Raw genomic sequence first — 20,743 nt, 5'->3', positions numbered from 1 at the left:
CGGACGACGGCGGGGCCTCCCGCCGTCGTCCGCTTGAATGAGTGCCGAACAGCCTTCTACTTGGCCCAGTCGGTGTCGTCGTAGGGGCGGCCGCGGAAGTGGGCGCGAAGGTACTCCCCCACCACGGCAGCCCCCAGATCATCGGTCTCGGGCGCCACCATCCGGCCGCCGACCCGGCGCGCCATGCGCTGGACGAACCGTTCCAGACCGGGATCGTCACCGAGCCGGAAGAACGTGACCTGCGTGGCGGCACGCCCAAGCCGGTCCAGTTCGGCCACGGTAATCCGGATGGTCTCCGGGTCCGGCGGGTAGTCGAACCAGGTCTCACCGTCGGCCAGCAGGTGCGCGGTTGGTTCGCCGTCGGTCACCACCAGGAGGACCGGCTGCATGGACGGGTGCTTGCGGAAGAACCGGCCGGCCAGCAGTAAACCGTGGTGCAGATTGGTTCCCTTGTCCCGGAAGGCCGGCAAGGCGGTGAGCTCGCCAATGTCCATGGTCTGCGCGTAGCGGCCGAACGTGATCAGCTGCAGCCGGTCGCCGCGGAAGCGCGTTGAAATGAGGTGGTGCAGGGCGAGCGCGGTGCGTTTCATGGGCACCCAGCGTCCTTGGGCGGCCATCGAGAAGGACACGTCCACGAGCAGGACCACGGCGGCCTGGGTGCGTGCCTCCGTCTCCGCCACCTCGATGTCACCCGCGGCGAGGCGCACTCCGCTGCCCGGGTCGCCGCCGTCGGCAATGGTCCGACGGATCGCGTTGGTGATGGTTCGCGTGACGTCCCACGGCTCGGCGTCACCAAACTCCCACGGACGGCTGGAGCCGGTCTGCTCCCCGGCTGCCCCGGCGACGCGCGTGTCCCTGCGCCCCTGCCGACTGGAAAGCTGCTTGGCGGTGTCACGCAACAGCGCCCTCCCGAGCCGCCGCATGGACTGCGGTGACAACCGGAGATCCCCATCCGCCCCGCGTTGGAGGTACCCGCCGTCGTGCATTGCCTTCTCTATCTCCGCGAGGGTGCGTGCCGTGACGGCGGCATCCTGTCCGAGCTGGCGGGCCAGGGCGTCGAGGTCCAGGTCGTCCAGGCGGGACCCGTTGTAGGACTGGGAGAGCTGTTCGGACAGCTCGTCCAGCTCGGCGATGTCCTGCAGCACGCCGGTGCCGTCGCCCAGGCCGAGCCCTTCCTCACCCTCGAACCGTTCGGAGCCGGTCCAGTCCTCGCCGGGGCGCAGGGAGCGCAGGTTGTCGTCGAGTTGGCCGAGCTGGTCCATGAGTTGTGGCGAGCCGAACGCCTGGGCGGAGAGGTTCATCAGTTCCTCCCGCTGCTCCGGGGACATGGATTGCAGCATCCGCTGGGCTGCTGCCGCGCGCTGGGCGAGGGCGTCGATCAGCTCCTCGACGGATTGTGGATTCTCGGGGAAGAAGTGGCCGTGCTTGGCCATAAAGTTGTGGAAGTCCGCGTCGGTGTCTTCGCCGCGCCGGTGTTTGTCGAGGAGCCCGTTGAGGTCCTGCAGCATCTCGTTGACGGCCGAGCGGTCCTCATCGGTGGCGTTCTCGAGCGCCTGCTTCATGCCGGCGAACCGCTGGTCAAGGACCTCGCGGCCCAGCAGGTCCTTGATCCGTTCGTAGGCTTCCCGTGCAGTGCTCGACTGCCAGTCATAGGAGGCCAGTTCGTTGACCGCTGCCGCCGTGGACCGGGGCAGGTTCTGCAGCTGCATCTCGCGGAAGGAGCGGTCGGTGTTGTCCATCATGGCGTCGCGGGCCAGCTGTTTGCGCTCCTCCAGCACCGCGGTGTCCAGCAGCTTCTGGACTTCGTTGAGGGTGCCGTCCAGCCGGTGGCGGCCCAGCAGTTCGCTGCGCCGCTGCTGGACGCGGCCGGCGAGGTCGTCGAGGCCTTCCCGGCTGCGGCCGCCGCGCCGCAGGAACTCCTGCAGGGCGTGCCGGGGCGAGTAGCCGGCCATGACGTCTTCTGCGACGGCGTCGAGTGCCTCCGCCAAGTCCACCGGCGGGGCGAGCGGATCCGGCCCTCCCCTGTACCGGCTGTACCTGGACCGGTTGTGAACGCTCATGGCCCTCCTGTCCTCAAGCTTTCGAACTACGTGAGGTAGCTTCTAGCCGTAAATCGTCGCCTCGTCGTCGGACTCCTTGGCGATCCGGCGGGCGAGGTAGAGGCCTTCCAATGCGAGTTCGACGGCGGCGGCGCGCTGCCCGTCGTTCGTCGCGCCCAGGCGCTCACTGATTTCGTCGTAGAGGCCGGAGCCGTTGAGTGACGGGAGGTTGTCCAGGAACTCCCGGGCGGTGACCAGTTCCCCGGTGGTCACCGTGACGTGGCCGTCGAGCGCGGCCACAAGCTGCCCCATGTCGATGCCGTGGAAATGCGCCCGCACGGCTTCCGCGGTGGCCATGCGCAGGAGATGGTCGAGGATTTCTTGTTCACGCCCTTCCTCACCGGACTCGAACTCAATCTTGCCGCCAAGGACTTCCACCGCCGCGTCCAGGTCGATAATCCGGGCCACGGCCTCGTCCTCGCCCCGCACACTGGCACGGCGAAGCGCTGCCGCGGCGACGGTTTCGGCGCCCGCGATGGCGAACCGCGCGGAAACCCCGGAGGTCTGGTTGATCGCCGGGGACTGCCGCAGCGCCCGGGTGTAACGGGCCAGGATCTCGAGGATGACGGGCGGGACGCCGGCCACCAGGTGCCCCTCCTGCCGGATGACGGCCACCTCGTCGTCGAGCTCCAGGGGGTAGTGGGTGCGGATCTCGGCACCGAAGCGGTCCCGCAGCGGCGTGATGATCCGGCCGCGGTTCGTGTAATCCTCCGGGTTGGCGGACGCGACGACGAGGACGTCCAGCGGCAGCCGCAGCACGTAGCCGCGGATCTGGATGTCGCGTTCCTCCATCACGTTGAGCATCGAAACCTGGATGCGCTCGGCGAGGTCGGGCAGCTCGTTGATGGCAATGATTCCGCGGTTGGACCGCGGGACCAGGCCGTAGTGGATGGTTTCCGGGTCGCCAAGGCGTCGGCCCTCTGCCACCCGCATCGGGTCGATGTCGCCGATCAGGTCGGCGACGGAGGTGTCCGGCGTCGCGAGTTTTTCGACGTACCGTTCGGAGCGGTGGCGCCACGCTACGCGCAGCCGGTCCCCCTCAGTGATGGCGCGGGCACGGGAGTGTTCCGTGATGGGTTCGTACGGGTGTTCGTTGAGTTCCGAGTCCTCGATCACCGGCGACCACTCGTCAAGCAGCCCGGCTAGGGTGCGCAGGAGCCGGGTCTTGCCCTGCCCCCGTTCGCCGAGCAGGACGACATCGTGGCCGGCGAGCAGGGCCCGCTCGAGCTGGGGCAGGACGGTCCGGCTGAAGCCAAACATCCCGGGCCACGGATCGCGGCCGGCGGCGAGCGCGGCGAGCAGGTTGTCGCGGATTTCGCGGCGCAGGTCCTTGTGCACGTGGCCGGAGGCACGCAGTTCACCAACAGTGAAGATTTCGGGGCGATCACTCACTCCTCTACGGTAGACCTTCACCGGGCGGGGAATCGAGGGATTTGTCCAGATTCCTGCGCGCTGGCCCTCTGTGCGGAATACGCTGGATGCTGATGACTGCAGCAAAGCCGCCGTCTCCAGCGGCATTACCATCAGGACCTCCTTCGGGTGCGCCGGGCACCCTGCTCCTTTTGGTGCGCCACGGGGAGACGCCGACGACGGGCAGGGTGCTGCCGGGGCGGGCACCAGGGCTGCATCTGTCCGACGGCGGCCGGGCCCAGGCTGAACGGGTCGCGGAGCGTCTCGCGGACTTGTCTGTCGACGCCGTCTATTCCTCGCCGCTGGAACGCGCCTCCGAGACGGCGGAGCCGGCGGCTGCCCGCACCGGACGGGCAGTGAACCACGACGACGGCCTGATCGAATGCGATTTCGGCGACTGGACCGGAGCTGCTCTTGCGGACGTGGCCGCCCTGCCGGAGTGGCAGACCGTCCAGCACAGCCCCTCGACCTTCCGTTTCCCGAACGGCGAGAGCTTCACGGAAATGCAGGCGCGGATTGTCGGATCGCTGGAGGCACTGTGCACAGCCCACGCCGGTGGCGTGGTGGTGTGCTTCTCCCACGCTGATCCCATCAAGGCCGCCGTCGCCCACGCCCTGGGCACGCCCCTTGACCTCTTTCAGCGGATCGTCATCAGCCCGGGCTCGGTGTCGGCTATTTCGTTTGTGGATGGTCAGGCGCCCGCCGTGCTGATGGTGAATTCGACGTCGGAACCGCTCAGCGGGCTGCGGGGGCCGTGAATGGGGGCTGCCGGTGGGACAGACGGTGAAAAGGGGTCGGCTGTGTCCGGCCGGGAGCTGACGCTGCTTTGCGAGGGCAGCATCGAACTGGTGGGACGCATTCCGCGCAGCAGCAACGAGACGTTCCTCGTCGAGGTTACCGGCGCGGACGACGCCTCGTATGCGGTCTACAAGCCGGAGTCCGGGGAAAGGCCGCTGTCCGATTTCGAGCCAGGCCTCTACCGGCGGGAACGCGCAGCCTACCTGCTCAGCGAGTCCCTGAACTGGGGGCTCGTGCCGCCGACGGTGATCCGCAAGGAGGCTCCGCTGGGGGTCGGGTCGCTGCAGTGGTTCATCGAGTGCGACTTCCGTGAGCATTACTTCACGCTGTACTCCGGCGCCCCGGAGACTCATCGCGAGCTGGCCCGCATCGCACTGTTCGACTACATCACTAACAACACCGACCGGAAGAGCGGGCACGTGCTGCGCGGCGATGACGGCCGGGTGTGGGGCATCGACCACGGGCTGTGCTTTTCGGCCAGTTTCAAACTGCGCACGGTGATCTGGGACTTCGCCGGCGAACCCATCCCGGATGCCCTGCTCGAGGACATCGTTCCGCTCGCAGAGTCCGTGCCTCCCGACGTGGCCGAGCTCCTCGACGCCGAAGAGGTCACCGCCCTGGAGCGCCGAGTGAAACGCCTGCTGCACGATGGGGTGCTGCCGGTTGACCGCACCGGCATGCGGTACCCGTGGCCGCTCGTTTAGGCGCGCACCCGGATTCCGAGCCCCACCCCACCAGCGCTGACCAGCCGCCGTCGGATGCGAGGATGACGCCGTTGACGTTGCTGCCGTCGTCGCTGAGCAGGTAGGTGATAGAGGCGGCACGGTGGTGGGCGTGGGGACGGTGCCCCTGCATCAGCGGGTCGAGGCGTTCGACTGCGAGCTGGGATTCCTAACTTGGCCACACGCGCCGAACACCGATAATAATGATTACGTAAACCTGGTTGCCTGAGGCAACTTTTTGATCTTCGCGATCCCGAAATCAGAAACCGTGGACACGAACCCGACCACAGCGCCGCGGCCGCCGTCCTCGGTGCAGCGGACATCACATGAGTCCTAATGCAGAGATTAGAAGTAAATGTCTCAGACCTAGGCGCCGGGATAGGGCCGCCGAGGACGCTCACGACCATATCTCCGGTCATGAGCGGCCGGCGGTGATGGCCAGGATCTTGGTCCGCGCCGGGTGACCAACAGGGAATCCGGGCCAGGAATTCCACCGGCTGACCGATGCCCAGGAATGTCCCTAGGAGTACGGCCGGCCAGGCGGGAGCTGCGCGGGAAACCCGTCCGCGGTTGCGGTTCCCGCATCGAGAGGCAGGTGCATGCAGACAAAAGGGGCTTGTCAGTCGATCTCGTCCGGTTGCGGAACAGCGTAAACATCGTGAGGGTTGAGCGCGGACATGATGTCTTGGTAGCGGTCCTCCCTGCCGGTTTTTGCCACCACGACAGTGACGCCCTGACGGTGACGGGAGTCGGCGATGGCCGCACGGAATGCATCGATGGAATCGACGCTTACGGACGTGCAGCCGATGGATGAAGCGATGGCCGCATAATCGAAGTTCGAAAATTCCGACGCGATGGTCCGGCCGCGCTGTCCGTTGTAGACCCAGCCGAGTATGTTGTTATCCAACACAACAACGGTAAGGGTAAGGCCCAGCTCCACGGCACTAACGAGCCCGTGGAGAGTCATTGACACTCCCCCATCGCCGCAGACCGCCACCGCTGTCCTGCCGGGGAAGTTGACTGCCGCGGCCATAGCCGCGGGGATGGCGTATCCCATTCCGCCACCACCATTGGGTTGCAGGACAGTTCCGCCTTGTTTGGACTGAAAATCGCGTACGACAAAGAGCCGATTCTCACCGGCGTCGCAGGTCATAACGGTGTCATCCGGGAGTTCTTGAGAGAGGACGGTGACCGCGTCCCGGCCGCTAAAAGCTCCTTGCCGGGAGCTGTACGGACGGTTGAAGTACCCGTGCTCGGTCCGGGCGTTCTGTACCCTCTGCCCTCCGGCAGCATGATAATCGCTCAAGGCGAATCCGAGCCGGACCAAGGAAGCGTCTGCGTCGCCGTGCACTGTCGAGTCCGCTGGGAAGGTCCATGAAAGGTTCAGCGGTTCGATGTCGATCTGGACAAGTTTCTGCCGTTTCACATTGATCAGGTCAGGATGGGCGTTGGCCGTATCGGTCGCACCGAGTTTGGTGCCTACTGCGATTACGACGTCTGCCTCCCCGACTACACGGTTCGCGGTTTCGTGTCCGAACGCGCCGACCACACCGACAGCCAAGTCATCGTTCTCTGGATATGTGCCCTTGCCGGCCGGTGTGGTTGCTACCGGTATGCCGGCGGCGTGGGCCAGTGATAGCAACGATTGCTCTGCCTTCGCCAGTCGAACCCCGTTACCCGAGATGAAAACCGGTCGTTCCGCATTTCGAATGAGCGAGGCCGCAGCCTCAATGGCATCCTGCGGAGCGATTGGCTTAGCCGGGCCTGCATAGGACCGGTTCAAATATGTAGGAGGCTGGGTGGCGGGATCCAGGCGGTTGAAGAGTGATCGGCCGTGGAATATGACGGCCACCGGCCCGGGTTCTCCGGTCATCGCATGCTTGACGGCCAGCTGCGTCATCTGCAGTGCCTGGGTGGGGTCATTCGCGACAAACGTGCGTTTCGTGATCGCAGACATTGCAGCGGGGAGGTCATACGCTCCATATCCGCCGAACCCGGCTTGGTAGGGGCCGAGGTGCGAGAATGAGCCGCCATCGGTCGCGTCGATCAAAATGATCATCGGCGATGCACCCAGATGGGCCTCCATGATCCCGATGCCTGCGTTACCCAGGACCCAGGCGCCTTGGGCCATGACAAAAGCGGGGCGGCCGGTAAGACGGCCTTGCGCTTCAGCCATGACTGTTGCGAGGGATTCCTGACGGACCAAGTAGGTCTCGACCCTGTCCTGGAGGGAAAAGAGGGCGTCGTAGATGTGCATGGTGTACCCACCAGGCATTCCGTAAACAACCGGGTTGTCCTGGGCTGCGATGACTTGCGCGACGGCCTGGGCGCCCGTCAACTGGCGCCTATTGCACTCTTCCTCGTCGGCTGCGCCCTTCGCGGTCAGATCCTCTTCGATCTTATTGGGGGTCATGGCGTCTCCTTGATCAACGGCCTACAAGAATCTGTTGCAAATAGTGAAATGTATTTCATTTAGTGTGATTCGCACTGCTTGAGAAGTCAAGTCGGAATTCGGCCAATGCGCATGGGCGGTGAAGATTGCCTGGGTTGCCAACCGGGCTTCATCGATGGGAATGGAAGGCCGACTGGCTTTGGATTCCACGCGGGCGGCTTCTGTAAAGGGCCGGGGCGCTCCCCCGACGCTGCTCTGAATGGCCAGGACTGGCACTCGCCTCAGGCCCTTCCGCAGTACTTTTGTACCTAACAGCGGGTAGTGATGCAATAGCATCGTTTTGCCTGCGCAGCCGTCACGTCTGGGCGGGCGGATGGCTCGCCGGATGCGAGGGGCCAAGCTCCGGCGGGGAGGATACCGCCCGAATCGCGTCGAGTTCACCGAGGTGTGCAGGCTGAAGCTGTCGGCAGCCCCGGGGCAGTCAGTACTTCGATCTTGCCCCAGCCCAAGCCAGCCAAGCTCTGGGCATTAATCCAAGGGGGGTCTCATGGAGAAATCCGCCCAGTTGAATGTTTTGCGGGTGCCAGCCCGCGGTTCGAGTCCGGCCACACGTCATCCTTGGAATAGCCGTAGCCAGGAATCTCCGCCGGATCGCACTATTTCGCTACATAGACTTCGTACTCTGCTAGGTCGATCATGCGCCGTTCGCCCAGCAGGGAAACCGCCCAGAATAGTTCCATTCCGGGCATAGTGTCTGTCACGGTTCCCACGAACGGAGCTGCACCCTTCATCCGTGCCTCCACCTTGTCACCCTCGGTGAGTTTGGAGCAGGAGTACATGCGCATCATCGGACGCCGCGGTTTCTTGGCTTTCGCCGCATACCCGCCAACATTGACGGGCGCAGTGCCCGTGCCGGACGGGCGTCCCCGGTCGAGCAGCCGCTCGACCCAGGGGTGTCACCAGTCATCAGTGCCCTGGACGTGTCAGTTTGAATTGTCGACATTGAATGTTCTCCAAGTTTTAAGTCGAAAAATGATGCCTTCATTCGCTGTACGAGGCATGCGGCTTGCACATGACATCGCCATCTCTAATCCGCTGACTAGGCGTACTTGCGCAGGTCTGGATAGCCTGTGATTTCCCAACCCCCGTCCACGACGAGGCTTGTGCCCGTGATGTAGCTGGCGTCGCTGCCGGCGAGGAACAAGCAGGCATTCGCAACCTCCTCCGGAGTTCCCGCCCTGGCCTGCGGAATGCGCTCGAGCCAGGCGTCCATTAGTGGCTGGTTGACGAACCTGCGATGTGTCAGTGGTGTCTCAATCAGCCCGGGGAGAACCGCATTGACCCGAATCCCATCAACTGCAAGCTCAAGGGCGGCATTCTTTGTGAACATCTCCACTCCTGCCTTGGCAGATGAGTAGGCTGCACCGGAGTGCATGGGGACATGGGCGTTGAGCGAAGACATGTTTACGATCGCACCACCGCGGCCGAGTTTCCTCATCGCGATGGCTTCATGCTTGGTGCTCAGAAAGACCCCTTTCAGCACCCGGTCGACATTGAAGTCCCAAAGCTCTTCGTCCAGTTCAACGATGGGCTTTCCTTTCGAGACGCCAGCGATGTTAAAAGCCACATCCAGACCCCCAAACCGGTCAACAACCGCCACCACCGCCGCCGCAAGGTCCGCTTCCTGGGTGACATCGGCGGCTCTGCCCAAAAAGACATCCGGGGCAGCGCGGAACTGTTCCAAGCCGTCGGTATGGATGTCGAGACCGAGGACCTGTGCGCCCGCGTCCAGCAGGGCTGCTGTCACCGCCGCACCGATACCCGAACCCGCTCCGGTAACCATGGCGACTTTGCCACGCAATTGATGCTGCACTAGGTGCCCTCTTCCTGATTCCTTAAGTGTCGGACGCCGACCGGGGCCCGTGCCAGCGCCTGCCTTTCTGGCCAGTTGTGTGGTAGACATTACAAGCGTAATTCATTATTTGCAACGTATTTCACATAACCTAATAAGGGAGTGTTTCATCATGAAGGCCGCACGTTTCGCCGGCGCTGGCCGGCCGCTAACCGTAGAGTCGATCGAACGGCCGGAGCCCGTTCCAGGGGAGTCGCTCATTCGGGTAAAGGCAGTGGGCATCTGCGGCTCCGACGTCCACATCACCCAAGGGCACACTTCAACGGCCTTCACGCCGATAACGCTTGGCCACGAGATCGCGGGAGTCGTTGAGCTCGTCAACGGCGAGGACCGGGGAATCAAGGCGGGAGACCGTGTGTTCGTGAACCCGATGGTCGGGTGCGGAATGTGCCGTTTCTGTCTGTCTGGCGAGGTCAATTTCTGCGCCCGGCGGAAGATCATCGGCATTCAGCTCGAAGGCGGTTTAGCAGAGTATCTGGTCGCACCAACGGCCAATCTAACGGTGATTCCAGCATCAGTTGGATTCGCCGAGGCTGCACTCATCGAGTCGGCGGGCACCGCCAATCACGCCGTTCGCGCCATCGACCCTTCCCAGGGTGACGTAGTCGTCGTGATTGGCACAGGCGGTCTGGGCATGCAGGCCCTTCGCCTGGCCATCGCACGCGGGGCCGACGTTTACGCGGTCGATACCGATCCCACGGCCCGACAGCGCTGCCTCACTGTGGGTGCACGCGGCGCGTTCGACCCGGCCGAGCCGGACGTTGTCGCCACTATTCTTGCTGCGGCCTCGCGGCCCGAGGGAGTAGACGGCGTCATCGACTGTGTCGGCGTGCAGCCAACGTTCACGACTGCACTGAACCTGCTGCGCATGAGCGGGCATTGCGCGCTCGTTGGCATCGGGAGTCAGCCGATCGAATTGACCCCGCCATCGCACTTCATGCGCAAAGCCCTACGCGTCTCCGGCATCTTCGGTTACACCAGCCGGGATATCGCAGAGGTGGCCGGGCATCTGATCGACGGTTCCCTGGACCTCCACGCCTCCGTAAGCGCGCTACTGCCCTTGGACTCCGTGAATGACGGGATTCGAATGTTCGCGGACCGAACGAACTCACCTGTGAGGGTCGTTATCGAACCCTAAGCACTTCGGTCACCCGAACGCCCAGACCAAGACCGGAGTCTTCTGAGGGCTCGTCGGTACTCGGGAATGCTGCGAAGCGCGCCACCTTCCACTCTCGCAGAGGCGCTCGTGCCCAACAGGGACTCCAATGGCGGGTAAATGGGTCTGGAGACCGAATGGGAGCGGCCTCTCGCGGCTAGCGGCGACGCAGGAACTTCGGACAGCTGGCTAGTCGAGGAACTCTCTGGTCAGTGCATCCGGCCGAAGACTGCGGTTGCCTCATTGCCTGCGGTACGGACCCGCTCTACAAGGCGTGCCAGCCCATCGTGGGCCCGGGGCGCAGGGGCCCAAACCCCGACAGCGCCAAGAACGTCGCCACGAGAAGAGAAGTACGGGGCCGCTATACCCACAATCCCGGGCGTATACTCCTGGTCATCCATGGCCCACCCGCGTTCATGAATCTGCCCGAGGTCCTCTTGGAGGCGTGCGAGGATTCCAGGATGTTGGGACGGCGGTATGTTCGACAAGGCGTTCTCCAGAATCCGCCCCCTTCGCTCCTCATTGAGGTAGGCCAGCACCGCCCTCCCGGAGGAGCGGGCGTGCTCAAGCCCACTCAGCCCCACATGAAGCCCGGTCGCCCGCACCGCCTGTGGTCCGTCCGCAAAAGCTGTCAGGACTACCGAGTCGTTGACGAGCGACGAGAGCCAAGCGGTCTCCATTGTGTCCAGCGCCAACTTAGATACGAAATCATTCATCTGCTGCTGCGTAGAGAAACCGCGCTGGTATCCGTTGTAGAGAAGCGCAGTTTGGCGGCCGATCCGAAGCGTAAGGTCCGGATTCCGCTCAACGTACCCACGGGCCGACAGCGTGTTAAAAAGGTGGTAACAGGTCGTGATATTCACACCCAGTTGCTTGGCAATCTCTCGGATCGTCAAAGGAGTGGCCGAGGCGGCCACCGTTTCCAAAAAAGTTAGGGCCCGATCAACCGTTTGAAGCGTAGTGGGGGGGGCCGAGCCACCCCGCGAATCAGAGGTCATCGCTGTCAACTGGATCTGCACTCCTAGTCCGCCCAAATCAATAGATACCACTATATGAAACTAATTCGCTATTTGCCTGTTCCATCCGTTGCTGGGCTTGACAGGCAGCGTCCGCACGACGGGAAACCAGCCCGCAGGGGCCTCCTTTGGCTCCAGGTGTTCGGGGTCGCGGTGCTTTTGCATGTCGCATTTGTAGAACGGACCCCGTGGGTCGAGGAGCACGCTCATGTGGTGGTCTGCGTGGTTTTTGAACCACACGCTGATGCCCGTGGCCCCGTCGAGTCGTAGGTGTTCCCAGGCACGCCACAGCGCTTCTATTCGGGAGACTGCTTCGGGGTGGAAGTACCACTCGACGCACCACTTTGCGGTGCGGCCGTCGACGTCGCGGACGTAGGTGGGCAGCAGCTGTTCGTGCAGGAACTCTTCGGCTGAGCCGTAGACGAGTTCCGGTGGTTTTTGCTCGTCTCCAGCCGTGCTGGCGGGCTCTTCTGCGCTGGTGCTGGGCGCTTCGCTGAATCGGCCGATGTCGATGGTCATTTCAGAATCTCCTACCCGGTGACCCAGGGGTTGGCGGCAGCTGCTGCAGCGAGGGGCACTTCGTCTTGCTCCGGCTGTGGGCTGTACTTTTTGATGGATGCCTCTACAGCGTCTTTGTGCGGGCCGGTGTACCAGGGCATGGTGCGGACGAGGGTGGCCGGCGCCCCGGAAGCGAGGACGACGGCGCGGCCGCGGTCCAACTCGGGGGAAAGTCCTCTGCAGCCGACCGATGCTGGATACCTGCGGCGTGGACCACGATGCCGATGCTCCCGCCCAATGCCGATTCGCAGGTATCGACCAGCTGGCTCAATTGGTCCGGATCGGAGACATCGGCAGGTACGGCAGCTGCTCCGTTGCCGATCTCCGCAGCAGCGTCTTCAAGTTCCTGGCGGGTCCGGGAGACGAGGGCAACCCTCGCTCCGGCGTTGGAGAGCCCGCCGGCGATTGCCTTTCCGAGTCCACGCCCGCCGCCGGTCATGATGGCAAGCTGTCCCTTGAGGCTGAAAGGCTCGGGATTCATTCATGCTCCTCATTCACAGTTCCCCGGCGAGACCGTCGTATTTTGCCGCCTCGCCGGGGTGCCGGTCGCGTTGCGCCCGACGAATTTTCGATTGCCTGGGTTGCGCGGATTACTCGGCGTTGTCCAGTTCGCGCAGGTCGATGCCGCGGGTTTCCTTCATCGTCAGTGTCGCCACCAGGGTGCACAGGCAAAGCAGAATGATGTAGACGCTGAAGATCCAGCCCAGGCCCCAGCCCACGAAGAGCTGGTTCAGGTATGGTGCGGTGCCGCCGAAGAGCGCGACGCCCAGCGAGTAGGCGAAGCCGATCCCTCGCGTGCGCATGCTCGTGGGGAAATTTTCGGCGTGCATCGCCGCGAAGATGGAGGAGGCCAGCGCCCACAGGGTCAGCGCGATGGCCTGCGGGATGAAAAGGGACCACCAGGTGTCCGAGACCATGGCGGTCAGCGGGAAGACCAGCACGGAGGAGGCGACGGCGAAGAACAGCACCTGGCGCTTGCGTCCGATGCGGTCCGAAAGCATACCGAAGAGCGGCAGGCTGATCAGCGCCACGGCCTGTGCGGACAGACTCATCCAGTAGGCCAGTGACGGGTCCATGCCCCGGCTGGTGATGGCGTACGTGGAGATGTAGCTGCTCCAGGTGTAGTGCACCGCCGTGATGCCTGCGGTGAAAAGGACCATGCGGGTGGCCGTCTTGATGATGCGGGTCCGCGGCCAGGCCTTGGCCTCGGCCTGAACCTGCGCCGGCGAAGCGGCCCCTTCTTCGAACACGTCCGATTCGTCCATGTGGCGTCGCAGCAGCAGGGCGACGACGGCCAGGACGGCGCCGAGCAGGAACGGGATGCGCCAACCCCAGGCCATGACGGCGTCCTTGTCGAGCACATCGGTGATGACGGCGCCGAGCAGGTAGGCCAGGATGGATCCGCCGACGATCGCCACGTGGATTACCGAGGACCACAGTCCGCGGCGGTTGTTCGGTGCGATTTCGGCGATATAGGTGGTGGAGGTTGCCGACTCGCCGCCGTGGGCGAAGCCCTGGATGACGCGGGCGACAAGGAGTATGACCGCGGCCCAGACGCCGACGCTGTCGTGAGTGGGCATGACGCCGATGATCAGGCTTCCGCCGGCCATCATGAGCATGGTGGTTACCAGGACGAACTTGCGGCCCTTGCGGTCGGCGATCCAGCCGAAGACGACGCCGCCGAGTGGGCGGAAGAGGAAACTGACGGCAAAGACGCCGAGGGTGGCTAGGATGCCGGACGCCGTGTTCGACGGTTCGAACATGACCTGGGCGATGAAGGGGGCGAACACCGCATACGCGCTCCATTCGTACCACTCGAGGACGTTGCCAACTGTGCTGGCGACGAGGGACCTGACCTTGGATCCGGAGGCGGGCCGCGCGGACAGAACCGGGGGCCGGTCCTGGACCGTGGTTGAGGACGGGAAGTCTGACATGGAAGCTCCTGGGGATGGTCACCGACATTGGTGACGTGCGTTACGTTGGACTAGACTGACATGGTTTGGATCCAATCACAACCCATATAGCTAAATATTGCTGCCCTTACGGTTCACATCCTTGGTTATGGATCCAATTGTGAAAGTTCGGCGTCGGCGATCCCATGAAGGAGAGAGATGAACAGCGATCGAGGATTGCCCGGGCTTCGGGGTACGGACCACATCGGGCTTACCGTTCCGGACATGGAGCAGGCGCATGAGTTCTTCGTCGGCGTCCTGGGCTGTGCGCACGTTTACTCGCTCGGGCCGTTCCTGCCCGACGGAAACTGGATGGCTGAGCACCTCAACGTTGACCGGGATACTACGATGCGGGAGATCCGGTTTTACCGCTGTGCCAACGGCTCCAATTTTGAGGTCTTCCAGTACGAGGCTGCCGCTCAGAACACCACGCTGCCGCGCAACAGTGACGTCGGCGGACATCATCTGGCGTTCTACGTGGATGACCTGGATACGGCAGTAACCTATCTGGAGTCCAAAGGCATCAGCGTGCTGGGCGCCCCGACGGCCAGCACGGGGCCCAGCCGTGGCCAGCGCTGGGTGTATTTCCTGTCCCCGTGGGGCATGCAATGTGAACTCGTCAGCTTCCCCGACGGTAAGGCCTACGAACAAGGGACTGCCGCGAGGCTGTGGGACACCCGCGCCTGACGGCCCGTAGGTCAGTCGCTTTCGAAAATTTCCGGGTGGCGGGCCAGTTCCAGGCGCGTTCGCCGCAGGTGCCCGTACATCAGCCGCTCGGCTTCTTCGCCGTCGCGGTGCCTGAATGTCTCCACCATCAGGCGGTGCTCGTAATGCGTCAGCCGGAGTCCGTCCCATCCGATCAACTGGGTGTAGGCCCGGCGGTAATGCTGTGTCGTGTTCCACAGCCGCTCGACCATGGAGTACAGCATCGGCATCCGGGCGGCCCGGTAGCTCTCCAGATGAAAGCTGCGGTCCAGCTTTAGATATTGTTCGACGTCGCCGGCGGCCTCGATGCTGGCGGCCATATCCGCCAGACGCACGACGTCGTCGTCGGTGTAGTTCACCACCGCGGATGCGAGCAGAAGGGGGTCCAGCCGTTCCCGGATCAGATAGGACTCAGTACATTCCTTTAGGTTCATTGCGGTGACCCAGGCGCCGGTGTTGGCCACAAGTGTGACCAGACCGTCGGATTCGAGGATCCGCAGCGCTTCGCGGACCGGCAGGCGGCTGGCGCCGAACTCCTCGGCGAGGATTTCCTGCCGGATACGCTGACCCGGCTGGAGACTGCCGTTGAGGATTTCCCCGCGCAGGCTGTCGGCGATGCGGCGGCTGACCGCCTCCTTCACCGGACTGTGTTTACCGTTCAATGCCAGGTCTTTCAGCTTATGGTGTTCACGACGGAGGAGGCGGCATATGCCGGCCTAGCCGGCCATGAACAGGCCGCCGTTGACGTGGACGGTCTCGCCGGTGATGAAACTGGCGGCCCCGCTGCAGAGGAAGGCGGCCACGGCGGCCACTTCCTCCGGCCTTCCGTACCGGCCCAGCGGCGTTCCGGCAAGCATGTCAGCGCCCCGGGCATTGACCAGGTCCGTGACCATGGGGGTCTCGATGGTGCCGGGGGAAATCGCGTTGACCCGGATGCCGGGGCCGACCTCCTGGGCCAGACTGCGGGTCAGGGCGATCACTCCGGCCTTGCTGGCGGCATAGTGGCTGTGGTTCTTGCTTCCGCGGTGTCCGGCGACAGAGGCGAAATTCACCACCGCCCCGCCCGGGCGCACCATGGGGATGGCGGCGCGCAGCAGCTGGAACACGCCGTCGAGATTGACCGACATCACCTGCCGCCATACCTCGTCGCTGGTCGAGATGAACGGGGACTCCGGGTAGATCCCGGCCACGGGAATGACGAAGTCCAGTCCGCCGAAGCGGGTGCGCGCCAGTTCAAGCGCGGCCGAGATTTTGACCGGGCTGGAAGCATCCCCGGCCACCCAGCAAATCTGCTGGGCAGCCCCAAGCTCTTCTGCCAGTTCCCGCAGGGGGACCTCGTGCAGGTCCATCAGCACCAGACGGGCGCCGGCGTGATGGAAGATCCGGGCTACTTCCTTGCCGATGCCGCCGGAAGCGCCGGTGATCAGTGCAACCTTGCCGGCAAAGTCGAACTCCATGCTGCTCATGCGTACCAGTTCCCGTCCACCGTCATGCCGCCGTCAACCATGAGCAGATGCCCGTTGACGAACGAGGACGCCGGGGTGGACAGAAATTGGATAGCCTCGGCGATTTCCTCCGGGTCGGCAAAGCGGCCCAGCGGGGTCCGCGCTTTGATCAGGGCGTCGTCCAGCTTGCCCTCAGCCACCAGGGTGTCCGTCAGCGCCGTACGCACATAGCCGGGCCCGACCGCGTTCACGCGGATCCCTTCGGGCGCCCACTCCACGGCAAGTGTCCGGGTCAGTCCCGCGATGCCGGCCTTGGCGGTGGTGTAGCTGGCACGTCCGGGCATCCCTGTCAGCGCCGCCACGGATGCCAGGTTGACGATTGTCCCGCCGCCGGATTCCCTCAGCAGCGGATACGCCGCCCGGCACGAACGCATGGCGCCGGTGAGATGGATGTCCAGCATTAGCGTGAAATCCTCGTCGCTGACTTCGCTGCTGGGGGCCGGTCGCGCTATCCCTGCCGAATTAACCACCGCGTCCAGCCGTCCTTCGAGCTCGCGGATGCTCCGGAAACCGGCAACGACGCTGGCGTTATCAGTGACGTCGACGCGGACTCCGCGGGCATCGGCCCCGAGCTCCGCCAGCGCCTTATCCAGGGCCGGCTGCGCGAGGTCCAGCAGCACCGCCGTTCCACCGCCGGCAATCCAGCGTCTCGCGGATGCCAAACCGATGCCGGATGCCCCTCCCGTGATGGCCACGACGGGGCGCTGCAGGATGCTCTCCATGATCAAACTCCTATCCGGACGTACTGACATGCCCTTCGATTACTACATTGGATCCAATACTACGCATAAGTGGCTACTTTTGGAATGCTTTGTACCATAAACCGTTTGCATTGGATCCGAAGAGTGCGTATCTTGGGATCCAGTGACCCGAGTCACCCTGACTGGAATTCTTTGTTTCCGGCCGGGTCCCAGACACCTTCCGTGGAGATTTCCGATGGCTGAACTAAAACCGCTCACCCCCGACGTCGAATGGGTAGAGCTGCGTACCACCGAACAGGACTGGCAGCAGGCGGATCCTGCCCTGTTGAAAACCATGCTGGTCCAGATGCAGATCATCCGTTCCTTCGAGGAAAGCGTCCTGGAGCTGGCTGGTGAGGGCCTGGTCCATGGCCCGGCCCACTCGAGCATCGGGCAGGAAGGTGGCGCCGTAGGTTCGGCGATTGGGCTGCGCCCAGCTGACGGAGTGAACGGCACGCACCGGGGACACCACCAGTTCCTGGCCAAATCGCTGGCGTATCTTAGCTTCGGCAGCGGTGGCCGGATGGACCCCGCAGCCCCTGTCACGGAGCCGATCCAGGCCTTCCTGCAGCGCACGCTGGCGGAAATCCTCGGACTGGAGCAGGGATTCAGCCGGGGCCGCGGCGGCTCCATGCACCTGCGGTGGATGGAAGCCGGAGCGCTGGGTACCAACGCGATCGTCGGCGGCGGCGTGCCGCTGGCCGCCGGAAACGCCTGGGCGCAGAAACATGACGGCGCCCGGACCGGAGGCGACACGGACCTGACCGTGACGTACTTCGGCGACGGCGCCACGAACATCGGCTCCGCCCTGGAGACCATGAACCTCGCGGCTGCGTGGAAGCTCCCGCTCTGCTTCTTCATCGAGAACAACCTCTACGCCGTGTCCACGCACGTAACGGAAGTGACCGGAGAGCCCCGCCTGTCCGGCCGCGGCCCCGGCTTCGGTATCCGGTCCTGGCGGGTTGACGGCATGGACCCCCTGGCCGTTCACTTGGCCATGGAACAGGCCGCCGAACATATGCGCTCCGGCAATGGCCCGGCGCTCATCGAGGCCGAGGTCTACCGCTACTTCCATCAGAATGGCCCGTTCCCCGGCAGTGCCTTCGGCTACCGCAGCAAGGCCGAGGAGAAGTCCTGGCGGGACCGTGACCCGATCCTGCGTGTCGCGAAGGAACTGCAGAATCTGGGGCTGATGGACGCCCGGGCCATCCAGGAGATGACCGGGCTGATCAAGAACGCCTGCGACGCCGCCGTCGCCGCCCTGACCGAGCAGGACCCCGAGGCCAAGCCCGGCAAGCGAAGAATCCGCCCCGAGCTGTGGCCGGATCCCGGTTTCGTTGACGTCGGCATCCGCGGGGACCTCTCCGAACTCGCCGGGGCACGTACCGAGGAGGAAGCCACGTTCAGCGGCGAGCTCGCCGAGCGCAAGTTCATCGACTCCGTCGCCGACGTCATGCACGCACGGATGGACAGTGACAAATCCGTCGTGGTGATGGGCGAGGATGTCCACCGGCTCAAGGGCGGCACCAACGGTGCCACCCGCGGGCTCAAGGACGCCCACCCGGAGAGGATCCTGGGCACCCCGATCAGCGAGAATGCCTTCGCCGGGCTCGCCGGAGGCATGGCCATGGACGGACGCTACAAGCCCGTGGTCGAGTTCATGTATGCGGACTTCATGTGGGTCGCCGCCGACCAGCTGTTCAACCAGATCGGCAAGGCACGCCACATGTTTGGCGGGGAGGGCAAAATGCCGCTGGTCCTTCGGTCCAAGGTCGCCATGGGAACCGGCTACGGCTCCCAGCACTCCATGGACCCGGCCGGCATCTTCGCTACCCAGCCCGGCTGGCGCATCGTCGCCCCCTCCACGCCGTTCGACTACATTGGCCTGATGAACGCCGCACTCCAGCTTGAGGACCCGGTGGTCGTCATAGAGCATGTGGACCTCTACACCACCAGCGGCGCGGCCCCCGTCAGCGACTTTGACTATCAGATTCCGTTCGGCAAGGCCGCGGTGCGCCGGGAAGGCAGCGACATCACCGTGCTGACCTATCTGGCCATGGTCCAGCCCGCCCTGGACGCCGCCGCCGACGCCGCGCTCGACGCCGAGGTCATCGACCTGCGCTGGCTGGATGCGGCAAGCATCGACTGGGACACCATCGGCGCTTCCATCCGGAAGACGAACAATGTGCTGATCGCCGAGCAAGGCGCCCGCGGCACTTCCTATGGAAACTGGCTCAGCGACGAAATCCAGCGACGGTTCTTCGACTACCTGGACCAGCCCGTCCAGCGGATCACCGGGGCGGAGGCCTCGCCGAGCATCTCCAAGGTGCTGGAACGGGCTGCCTTTGCCGGCCGCCTCGAAATGGACAACGGCCTGGCGGCCGCCGCCCGCAACCTGGCCCGCTGAGTCCTGCCAGTCCCCCGTTCCCCCGACCTCCCAGCCGCCCCCGGCGGCCCGTTTCTGGAGAAACTCTCATGGCAACTCTGCTGAACATGCCGGCCATCATCGCTGATGCGACCGAGGCCGTGCTCTACACCTGGTTCAAAGCCGCCGGTGATTCCGTCACCGCCGGCGAACCCATCGCTGAAATCGAAACCGAAAAGGCCACCGTGGAATTGGAGGCCGAAGGTGACGGCATCCTGGCCCGGATCATCGCCCTGCCCGGTGACACGGTGGCCGTGGGCGCCCCCATCGCCGTCATGGCAGCGGCCGGCGACGCCGAGACGGACATCGACGCCGTGCTGGCTACCGCCGTCTCCCGCCCCTCCGCAGCGGCGGAACAGCACGATCAAGCCGTTTCCGTCCCGGCGGCGACGGAGTCTTCCGACCCGGCCGCCGACACCGCGCGGGTGTTCAGTTCCCCGTTGGCCCGGCGGCTGGCCCGCGAACACGGGCTGGACGTCGCCGCCCTCAACGGTTCCGGGCCCGACGGCCGCATCATCCGCAAAGACGTCGAAACCGCGATCGCCGGCCGGCCCGCCGCGGTGGAGGCGGCAGCCGCCCCGGCCGCCCCGGCCTCGGCAACGTCCGTCCCCCTCGTTCCCGTTCCGGCCCGGACTCCGGCCGCTGAGGAGCCGGACGCCGAAGCCATCCCCTTCACCCGGATGCGTCAGGCCATCGCGCGCCGGCTGACCGAGTCCAAGACCACCGTCCCGCATTTCTACCTCACCGTGGACGTGCGCATGGATGACCTGCTCGCGCTGCGCAAGCAGGTCAATGCCACAGCGGCCCGCAAAATCACGGTCAACGACCTTGTCGTGCGGGCCATCGGCCTGGCCCTGCGGGATGAGCCCGATGCCAACGTCAGGTTCAACGGGGACAGCATGCTCCGGTACGACCGCTCCGACGTCTCCGTCGCCATCGCCACCGATGGCGGGCTGATTACCCCTGTCGTCCGCGGCGTGGACCGGGCGTCGATCACCGAGGTCAGCACCACCATTGCCGACTACGTCACACGGGCCCAGGCCGGCAAGATCCGGCCCGACGAGCTCGCCGGAGGATCCTTCACGGTCAGCAACCTGGGTATGTTCGGCACCAAGGAGTTCACCGCCATCCTCAATCCGCCGCAGGCCGGCATCCTGGCCGTGGGCGCCGCCGAACCCCGGGCCGTCGTCGTCAACGGTGAACTGGCCGTCGCCACGGTGATGACCTGCACCCTATCCGCCGACCACCGCGTGGTCGACGGCGCGGTCGCCGCCCGTCTCATGGCTGCCTTCAAGCAGCGCATGGAAAACCCGCTGTCCATCCTTATCTAACCCGACCATTTCAACCCGTTCC

General features: G+C 64.5%; 18 protein-coding genes and 1 pseudogene. 6 read left to right on the top strand and 13 right to left on the bottom strand.

Features of this window, described 5'->3' with window-relative positions; translation table 11 throughout:
- Window positions 1-56: 56 nt before the first annotated feature.
- Both AC50YA_RS19955 and AC50YA_RS19950 read right to left on the bottom strand, forming a co-directional pair.
- Window positions 57-2,060 carry a vWA domain-containing protein gene (locus AC50YA_RS19955; RefSeq protein ID WP_494983935.1) on the bottom strand — a complete coding sequence of 668 codons (2,004 nt, stop codon included), beginning with the start codon at window positions 2,058-2,060 and terminating at the stop codon, window positions 57-59.
- Window positions 2,061-2,102: 42 nt separating this feature from the next.
- On the bottom strand, window positions 2,103-3,491 hold the full coding sequence (locus AC50YA_RS19950) for a sigma 54-interacting transcriptional regulator (RefSeq protein ID WP_494983934.1): 1,389 nt from the start codon (window positions 3,489-3,491) through the stop codon (window positions 2,103-2,105).
- A 92-nt stretch (window positions 3,492-3,583) separates the two neighbouring features.
- Between AC50YA_RS19950 and AC50YA_RS19945 the strand changes: the two genes are divergently transcribed.
- Complete coding sequence (locus AC50YA_RS19945; RefSeq protein WP_494983933.1) at window positions 3,584-4,267, top strand: MSMEG_4193 family putative phosphomutase; 684 nt, start codon at window positions 3,584-3,586, stop codon at window positions 4,265-4,267.
- A gap of 42 nt (window positions 4,268-4,309) precedes the next feature.
- Window positions 4,310-5,011, top strand: coding sequence for an SCO1664 family protein (locus tag AC50YA_RS19940; protein ID WP_494983932.1), 702 nt, complete (start codon window positions 4,310-4,312; stop codon window positions 5,009-5,011).
- A gap of 31 nt (window positions 5,012-5,042) precedes the next feature.
- Here the strand turns inward: AC50YA_RS19940 and AC50YA_RS19935 are convergent.
- From AC50YA_RS19935 to AC50YA_RS19920, 4 genes and pseudogenes are all read right to left on the bottom strand, one after another.
- Window positions 5,043-5,141: pseudogene (locus AC50YA_RS19935) on the bottom strand (short-chain dehydrogenase); the annotation flags it as partial.
- Between the two features lie 507 nt (window positions 5,142-5,648).
- Entirely contained in the window at window positions 5,649-7,442 is a 1,794-nt protein-coding gene (locus tag AC50YA_RS19930; RefSeq protein ID WP_494983931.1) for a thiamine pyrophosphate-binding protein, read from the bottom strand.
- Between the two features lie 635 nt (window positions 7,443-8,077).
- On the bottom strand, window positions 8,078-8,269 hold the full coding sequence (locus AC50YA_RS19925) for a hypothetical protein (RefSeq protein ID WP_494983930.1): 192 nt from the start codon (window positions 8,267-8,269) through the stop codon (window positions 8,078-8,080).
- Between the two features lie 251 nt (window positions 8,270-8,520).
- Entirely contained in the window at window positions 8,521-9,294 is a 774-nt protein-coding gene (locus AC50YA_RS19920) for an SDR family NAD(P)-dependent oxidoreductase (RefSeq protein ID WP_494983929.1), read from the bottom strand.
- Between the two features lie 151 nt (window positions 9,295-9,445).
- On the opposite strand from AC50YA_RS19920, the gene AC50YA_RS19915 reads away from it, so the two are divergent.
- Entirely contained in the window at window positions 9,446-10,471 is a 1,026-nt protein-coding gene (locus AC50YA_RS19915; protein WP_494983928.1) for a zinc-dependent alcohol dehydrogenase, read from the top strand.
- Window positions 10,472-10,698: 227 nt separating this feature from the next.
- Here the strand turns inward: AC50YA_RS19915 and AC50YA_RS19910 are convergent, their stop codons facing one another.
- The 4 genes from AC50YA_RS19910 to AC50YA_RS19895 all read right to left on the bottom strand — a co-directional run bounded on the left by AC50YA_RS19910 (window position 10,699) and on the right by AC50YA_RS19895 (window position 13,997).
- Window positions 10,699-11,487, bottom strand: a complete 789-nt coding sequence (locus AC50YA_RS19910) for an IclR family transcriptional regulator (protein WP_494983947.1) — start codon at window positions 11,485-11,487, stop codon at window positions 10,699-10,701.
- 60 nt (window positions 11,488-11,547) lie between these two features.
- Window positions 11,548-12,024: a DUF4913 domain-containing protein gene (locus AC50YA_RS19905; protein WP_494983927.1), complete on the bottom strand. Its 477-nt coding sequence runs from the start codon at window positions 12,022-12,024 to the stop codon at window positions 11,548-11,550.
- 103 nt (window positions 12,025-12,127) lie between these two features.
- Window positions 12,128-12,544 (bottom strand): SDR family NAD(P)-dependent oxidoreductase, encoded by a 417-nt coding sequence (locus AC50YA_RS19900; protein WP_494983926.1) that lies wholly within the window; start codon window positions 12,542-12,544, stop codon window positions 12,128-12,130.
- A gap of 109 nt (window positions 12,545-12,653) precedes the next feature.
- Window positions 12,654-13,997: an MFS transporter gene (locus AC50YA_RS19895; RefSeq protein WP_494983925.1), complete on the bottom strand. Its 1,344-nt coding sequence runs from the start codon at window positions 13,995-13,997 to the stop codon at window positions 12,654-12,656.
- A 177-nt stretch (window positions 13,998-14,174) separates the two neighbouring features.
- On the opposite strand from AC50YA_RS19895, the gene AC50YA_RS19890 reads away from it, so the two are divergent.
- Window positions 14,175-14,702: a VOC family protein gene (locus AC50YA_RS19890; protein ID WP_494983924.1), complete on the top strand. Its 528-nt coding sequence runs from the start codon at window positions 14,175-14,177 to the stop codon at window positions 14,700-14,702.
- Between the two features lie 11 nt (window positions 14,703-14,713).
- Here AC50YA_RS19890 and AC50YA_RS19885 read toward each other — a convergent pair whose 3' ends face one another.
- From AC50YA_RS19885 to AC50YA_RS19875, 3 genes are all read right to left on the bottom strand, one after another.
- Window positions 14,714-15,361, bottom strand: coding sequence for a GntR family transcriptional regulator (locus AC50YA_RS19885; protein ID WP_494983923.1), 648 nt, complete (start codon window positions 15,359-15,361; stop codon window positions 14,714-14,716).
- Between the two features lie 75 nt (window positions 15,362-15,436).
- Entirely contained in the window at window positions 15,437-16,186 is a 750-nt protein-coding gene (locus AC50YA_RS19880) for an SDR family NAD(P)-dependent oxidoreductase (RefSeq protein ID WP_494983922.1), read from the bottom strand.
- Window positions 16,183-16,947 carry an SDR family NAD(P)-dependent oxidoreductase gene (locus AC50YA_RS19875; protein ID WP_494983921.1) on the bottom strand — a complete coding sequence of 255 codons (765 nt, stop codon included), beginning with the start codon at window positions 16,945-16,947 and terminating at the stop codon, window positions 16,183-16,185. The genes AC50YA_RS19880 and AC50YA_RS19875 overlap by 4 nt, the downstream gene beginning before the upstream one ends.
- A gap of 214 nt (window positions 16,948-17,161) precedes the next feature.
- On the opposite strand from AC50YA_RS19875, the gene AC50YA_RS19870 reads away from it, so the two are divergent.
- Together AC50YA_RS19870 and AC50YA_RS19865 are read left to right on the top strand one after the other, a co-directional pair.
- Complete coding sequence (locus AC50YA_RS19870) at window positions 17,162-19,372, top strand: alpha-ketoacid dehydrogenase subunit alpha/beta (RefSeq protein WP_494983920.1); 2,211 nt, start codon at window positions 17,162-17,164, stop codon at window positions 19,370-19,372.
- 68 nt (window positions 19,373-19,440) lie between these two features.
- Window positions 19,441-20,721: a dihydrolipoamide acetyltransferase family protein gene (locus AC50YA_RS19865; RefSeq protein ID WP_494983919.1), complete on the top strand. Its 1,281-nt coding sequence runs from the start codon at window positions 19,441-19,443 to the stop codon at window positions 20,719-20,721.
- The last annotated feature ends 22 nt before the right edge of the window (window positions 20,722-20,743 follow it).

This window comes from Pseudarthrobacter sp. RHLT3-21 (assembly GCF_059383495.1).
The sequence above is the reverse complement of the archived record's forward strand: the minus strand, read 5'-3'. Positions and strand labels throughout refer to the sequence as shown.

Bases quoted from the DNA above. Each gene is read 5' to 3' on its own strand.
- AC50YA_RS19955 (WP_494983935.1), bottom strand. From the start codon at position 2,060: ATGAGCGTTCACAACCGGTCCAGGTACAGCCGGTACAGGGGAGGGCCG.
- AC50YA_RS19945 (WP_494983933.1), top strand. From the start codon at position 3,584: ATGACTGCAGCAAAGCCGCCGTCTCCAGCGGCATTACCATCAGGACCT.
- AC50YA_RS19930 (WP_494983931.1), bottom strand. From the start codon at position 7,442: ATGACCCCCAATAAGATCGAAGAGGATCTGACCGCGAAGGGCGCAGCC.
- AC50YA_RS19925 (WP_494983930.1), bottom strand. From the start codon at position 8,269: ATGATGCGCATGTACTCCTGCTCCAAACTCACCGAGGGTGACAAGGTG.
- AC50YA_RS19915 (WP_494983928.1), top strand. From the start codon at position 9,446: ATGAAGGCCGCACGTTTCGCCGGCGCTGGCCGGCCGCTAACCGTAGAG.
- AC50YA_RS19910 (WP_494983947.1), bottom strand. From the start codon at position 11,487: ATGACCTCTGATTCGCGGGGTGGCTCGGCCCCCCCCACTACGCTTCAA.
- AC50YA_RS19905 (WP_494983927.1), bottom strand. From the start codon at position 12,024: ATGACCATCGACATCGGCCGATTCAGCGAAGCGCCCAGCACCAGCGCA.
- AC50YA_RS19900 (WP_494983926.1), bottom strand. From the start codon at position 12,544: ATGAATCCCGAGCCTTTCAGCCTCAAGGGACAGCTTGCCATCATGACC.
- AC50YA_RS19895 (WP_494983925.1), bottom strand. From the start codon at position 13,997: ATGTCAGACTTCCCGTCCTCAACCACGGTCCAGGACCGGCCCCCGGTT.
- AC50YA_RS19890 (WP_494983924.1), top strand. From the start codon at position 14,175: ATGAACAGCGATCGAGGATTGCCCGGGCTTCGGGGTACGGACCACATC.
- AC50YA_RS19880 (WP_494983922.1), bottom strand. From the start codon at position 16,186: ATGAGCAGCATGGAGTTCGACTTTGCCGGCAAGGTTGCACTGATCACC.
- AC50YA_RS19875 (WP_494983921.1), bottom strand. From the start codon at position 16,947: ATGGAGAGCATCCTGCAGCGCCCCGTCGTGGCCATCACGGGAGGGGCA.
- AC50YA_RS19870 (WP_494983920.1), top strand. From the start codon at position 17,162: ATGGCTGAACTAAAACCGCTCACCCCCGACGTCGAATGGGTAGAGCTG.
- AC50YA_RS19865 (WP_494983919.1), top strand. From the start codon at position 19,441: ATGGCAACTCTGCTGAACATGCCGGCCATCATCGCTGATGCGACCGAG.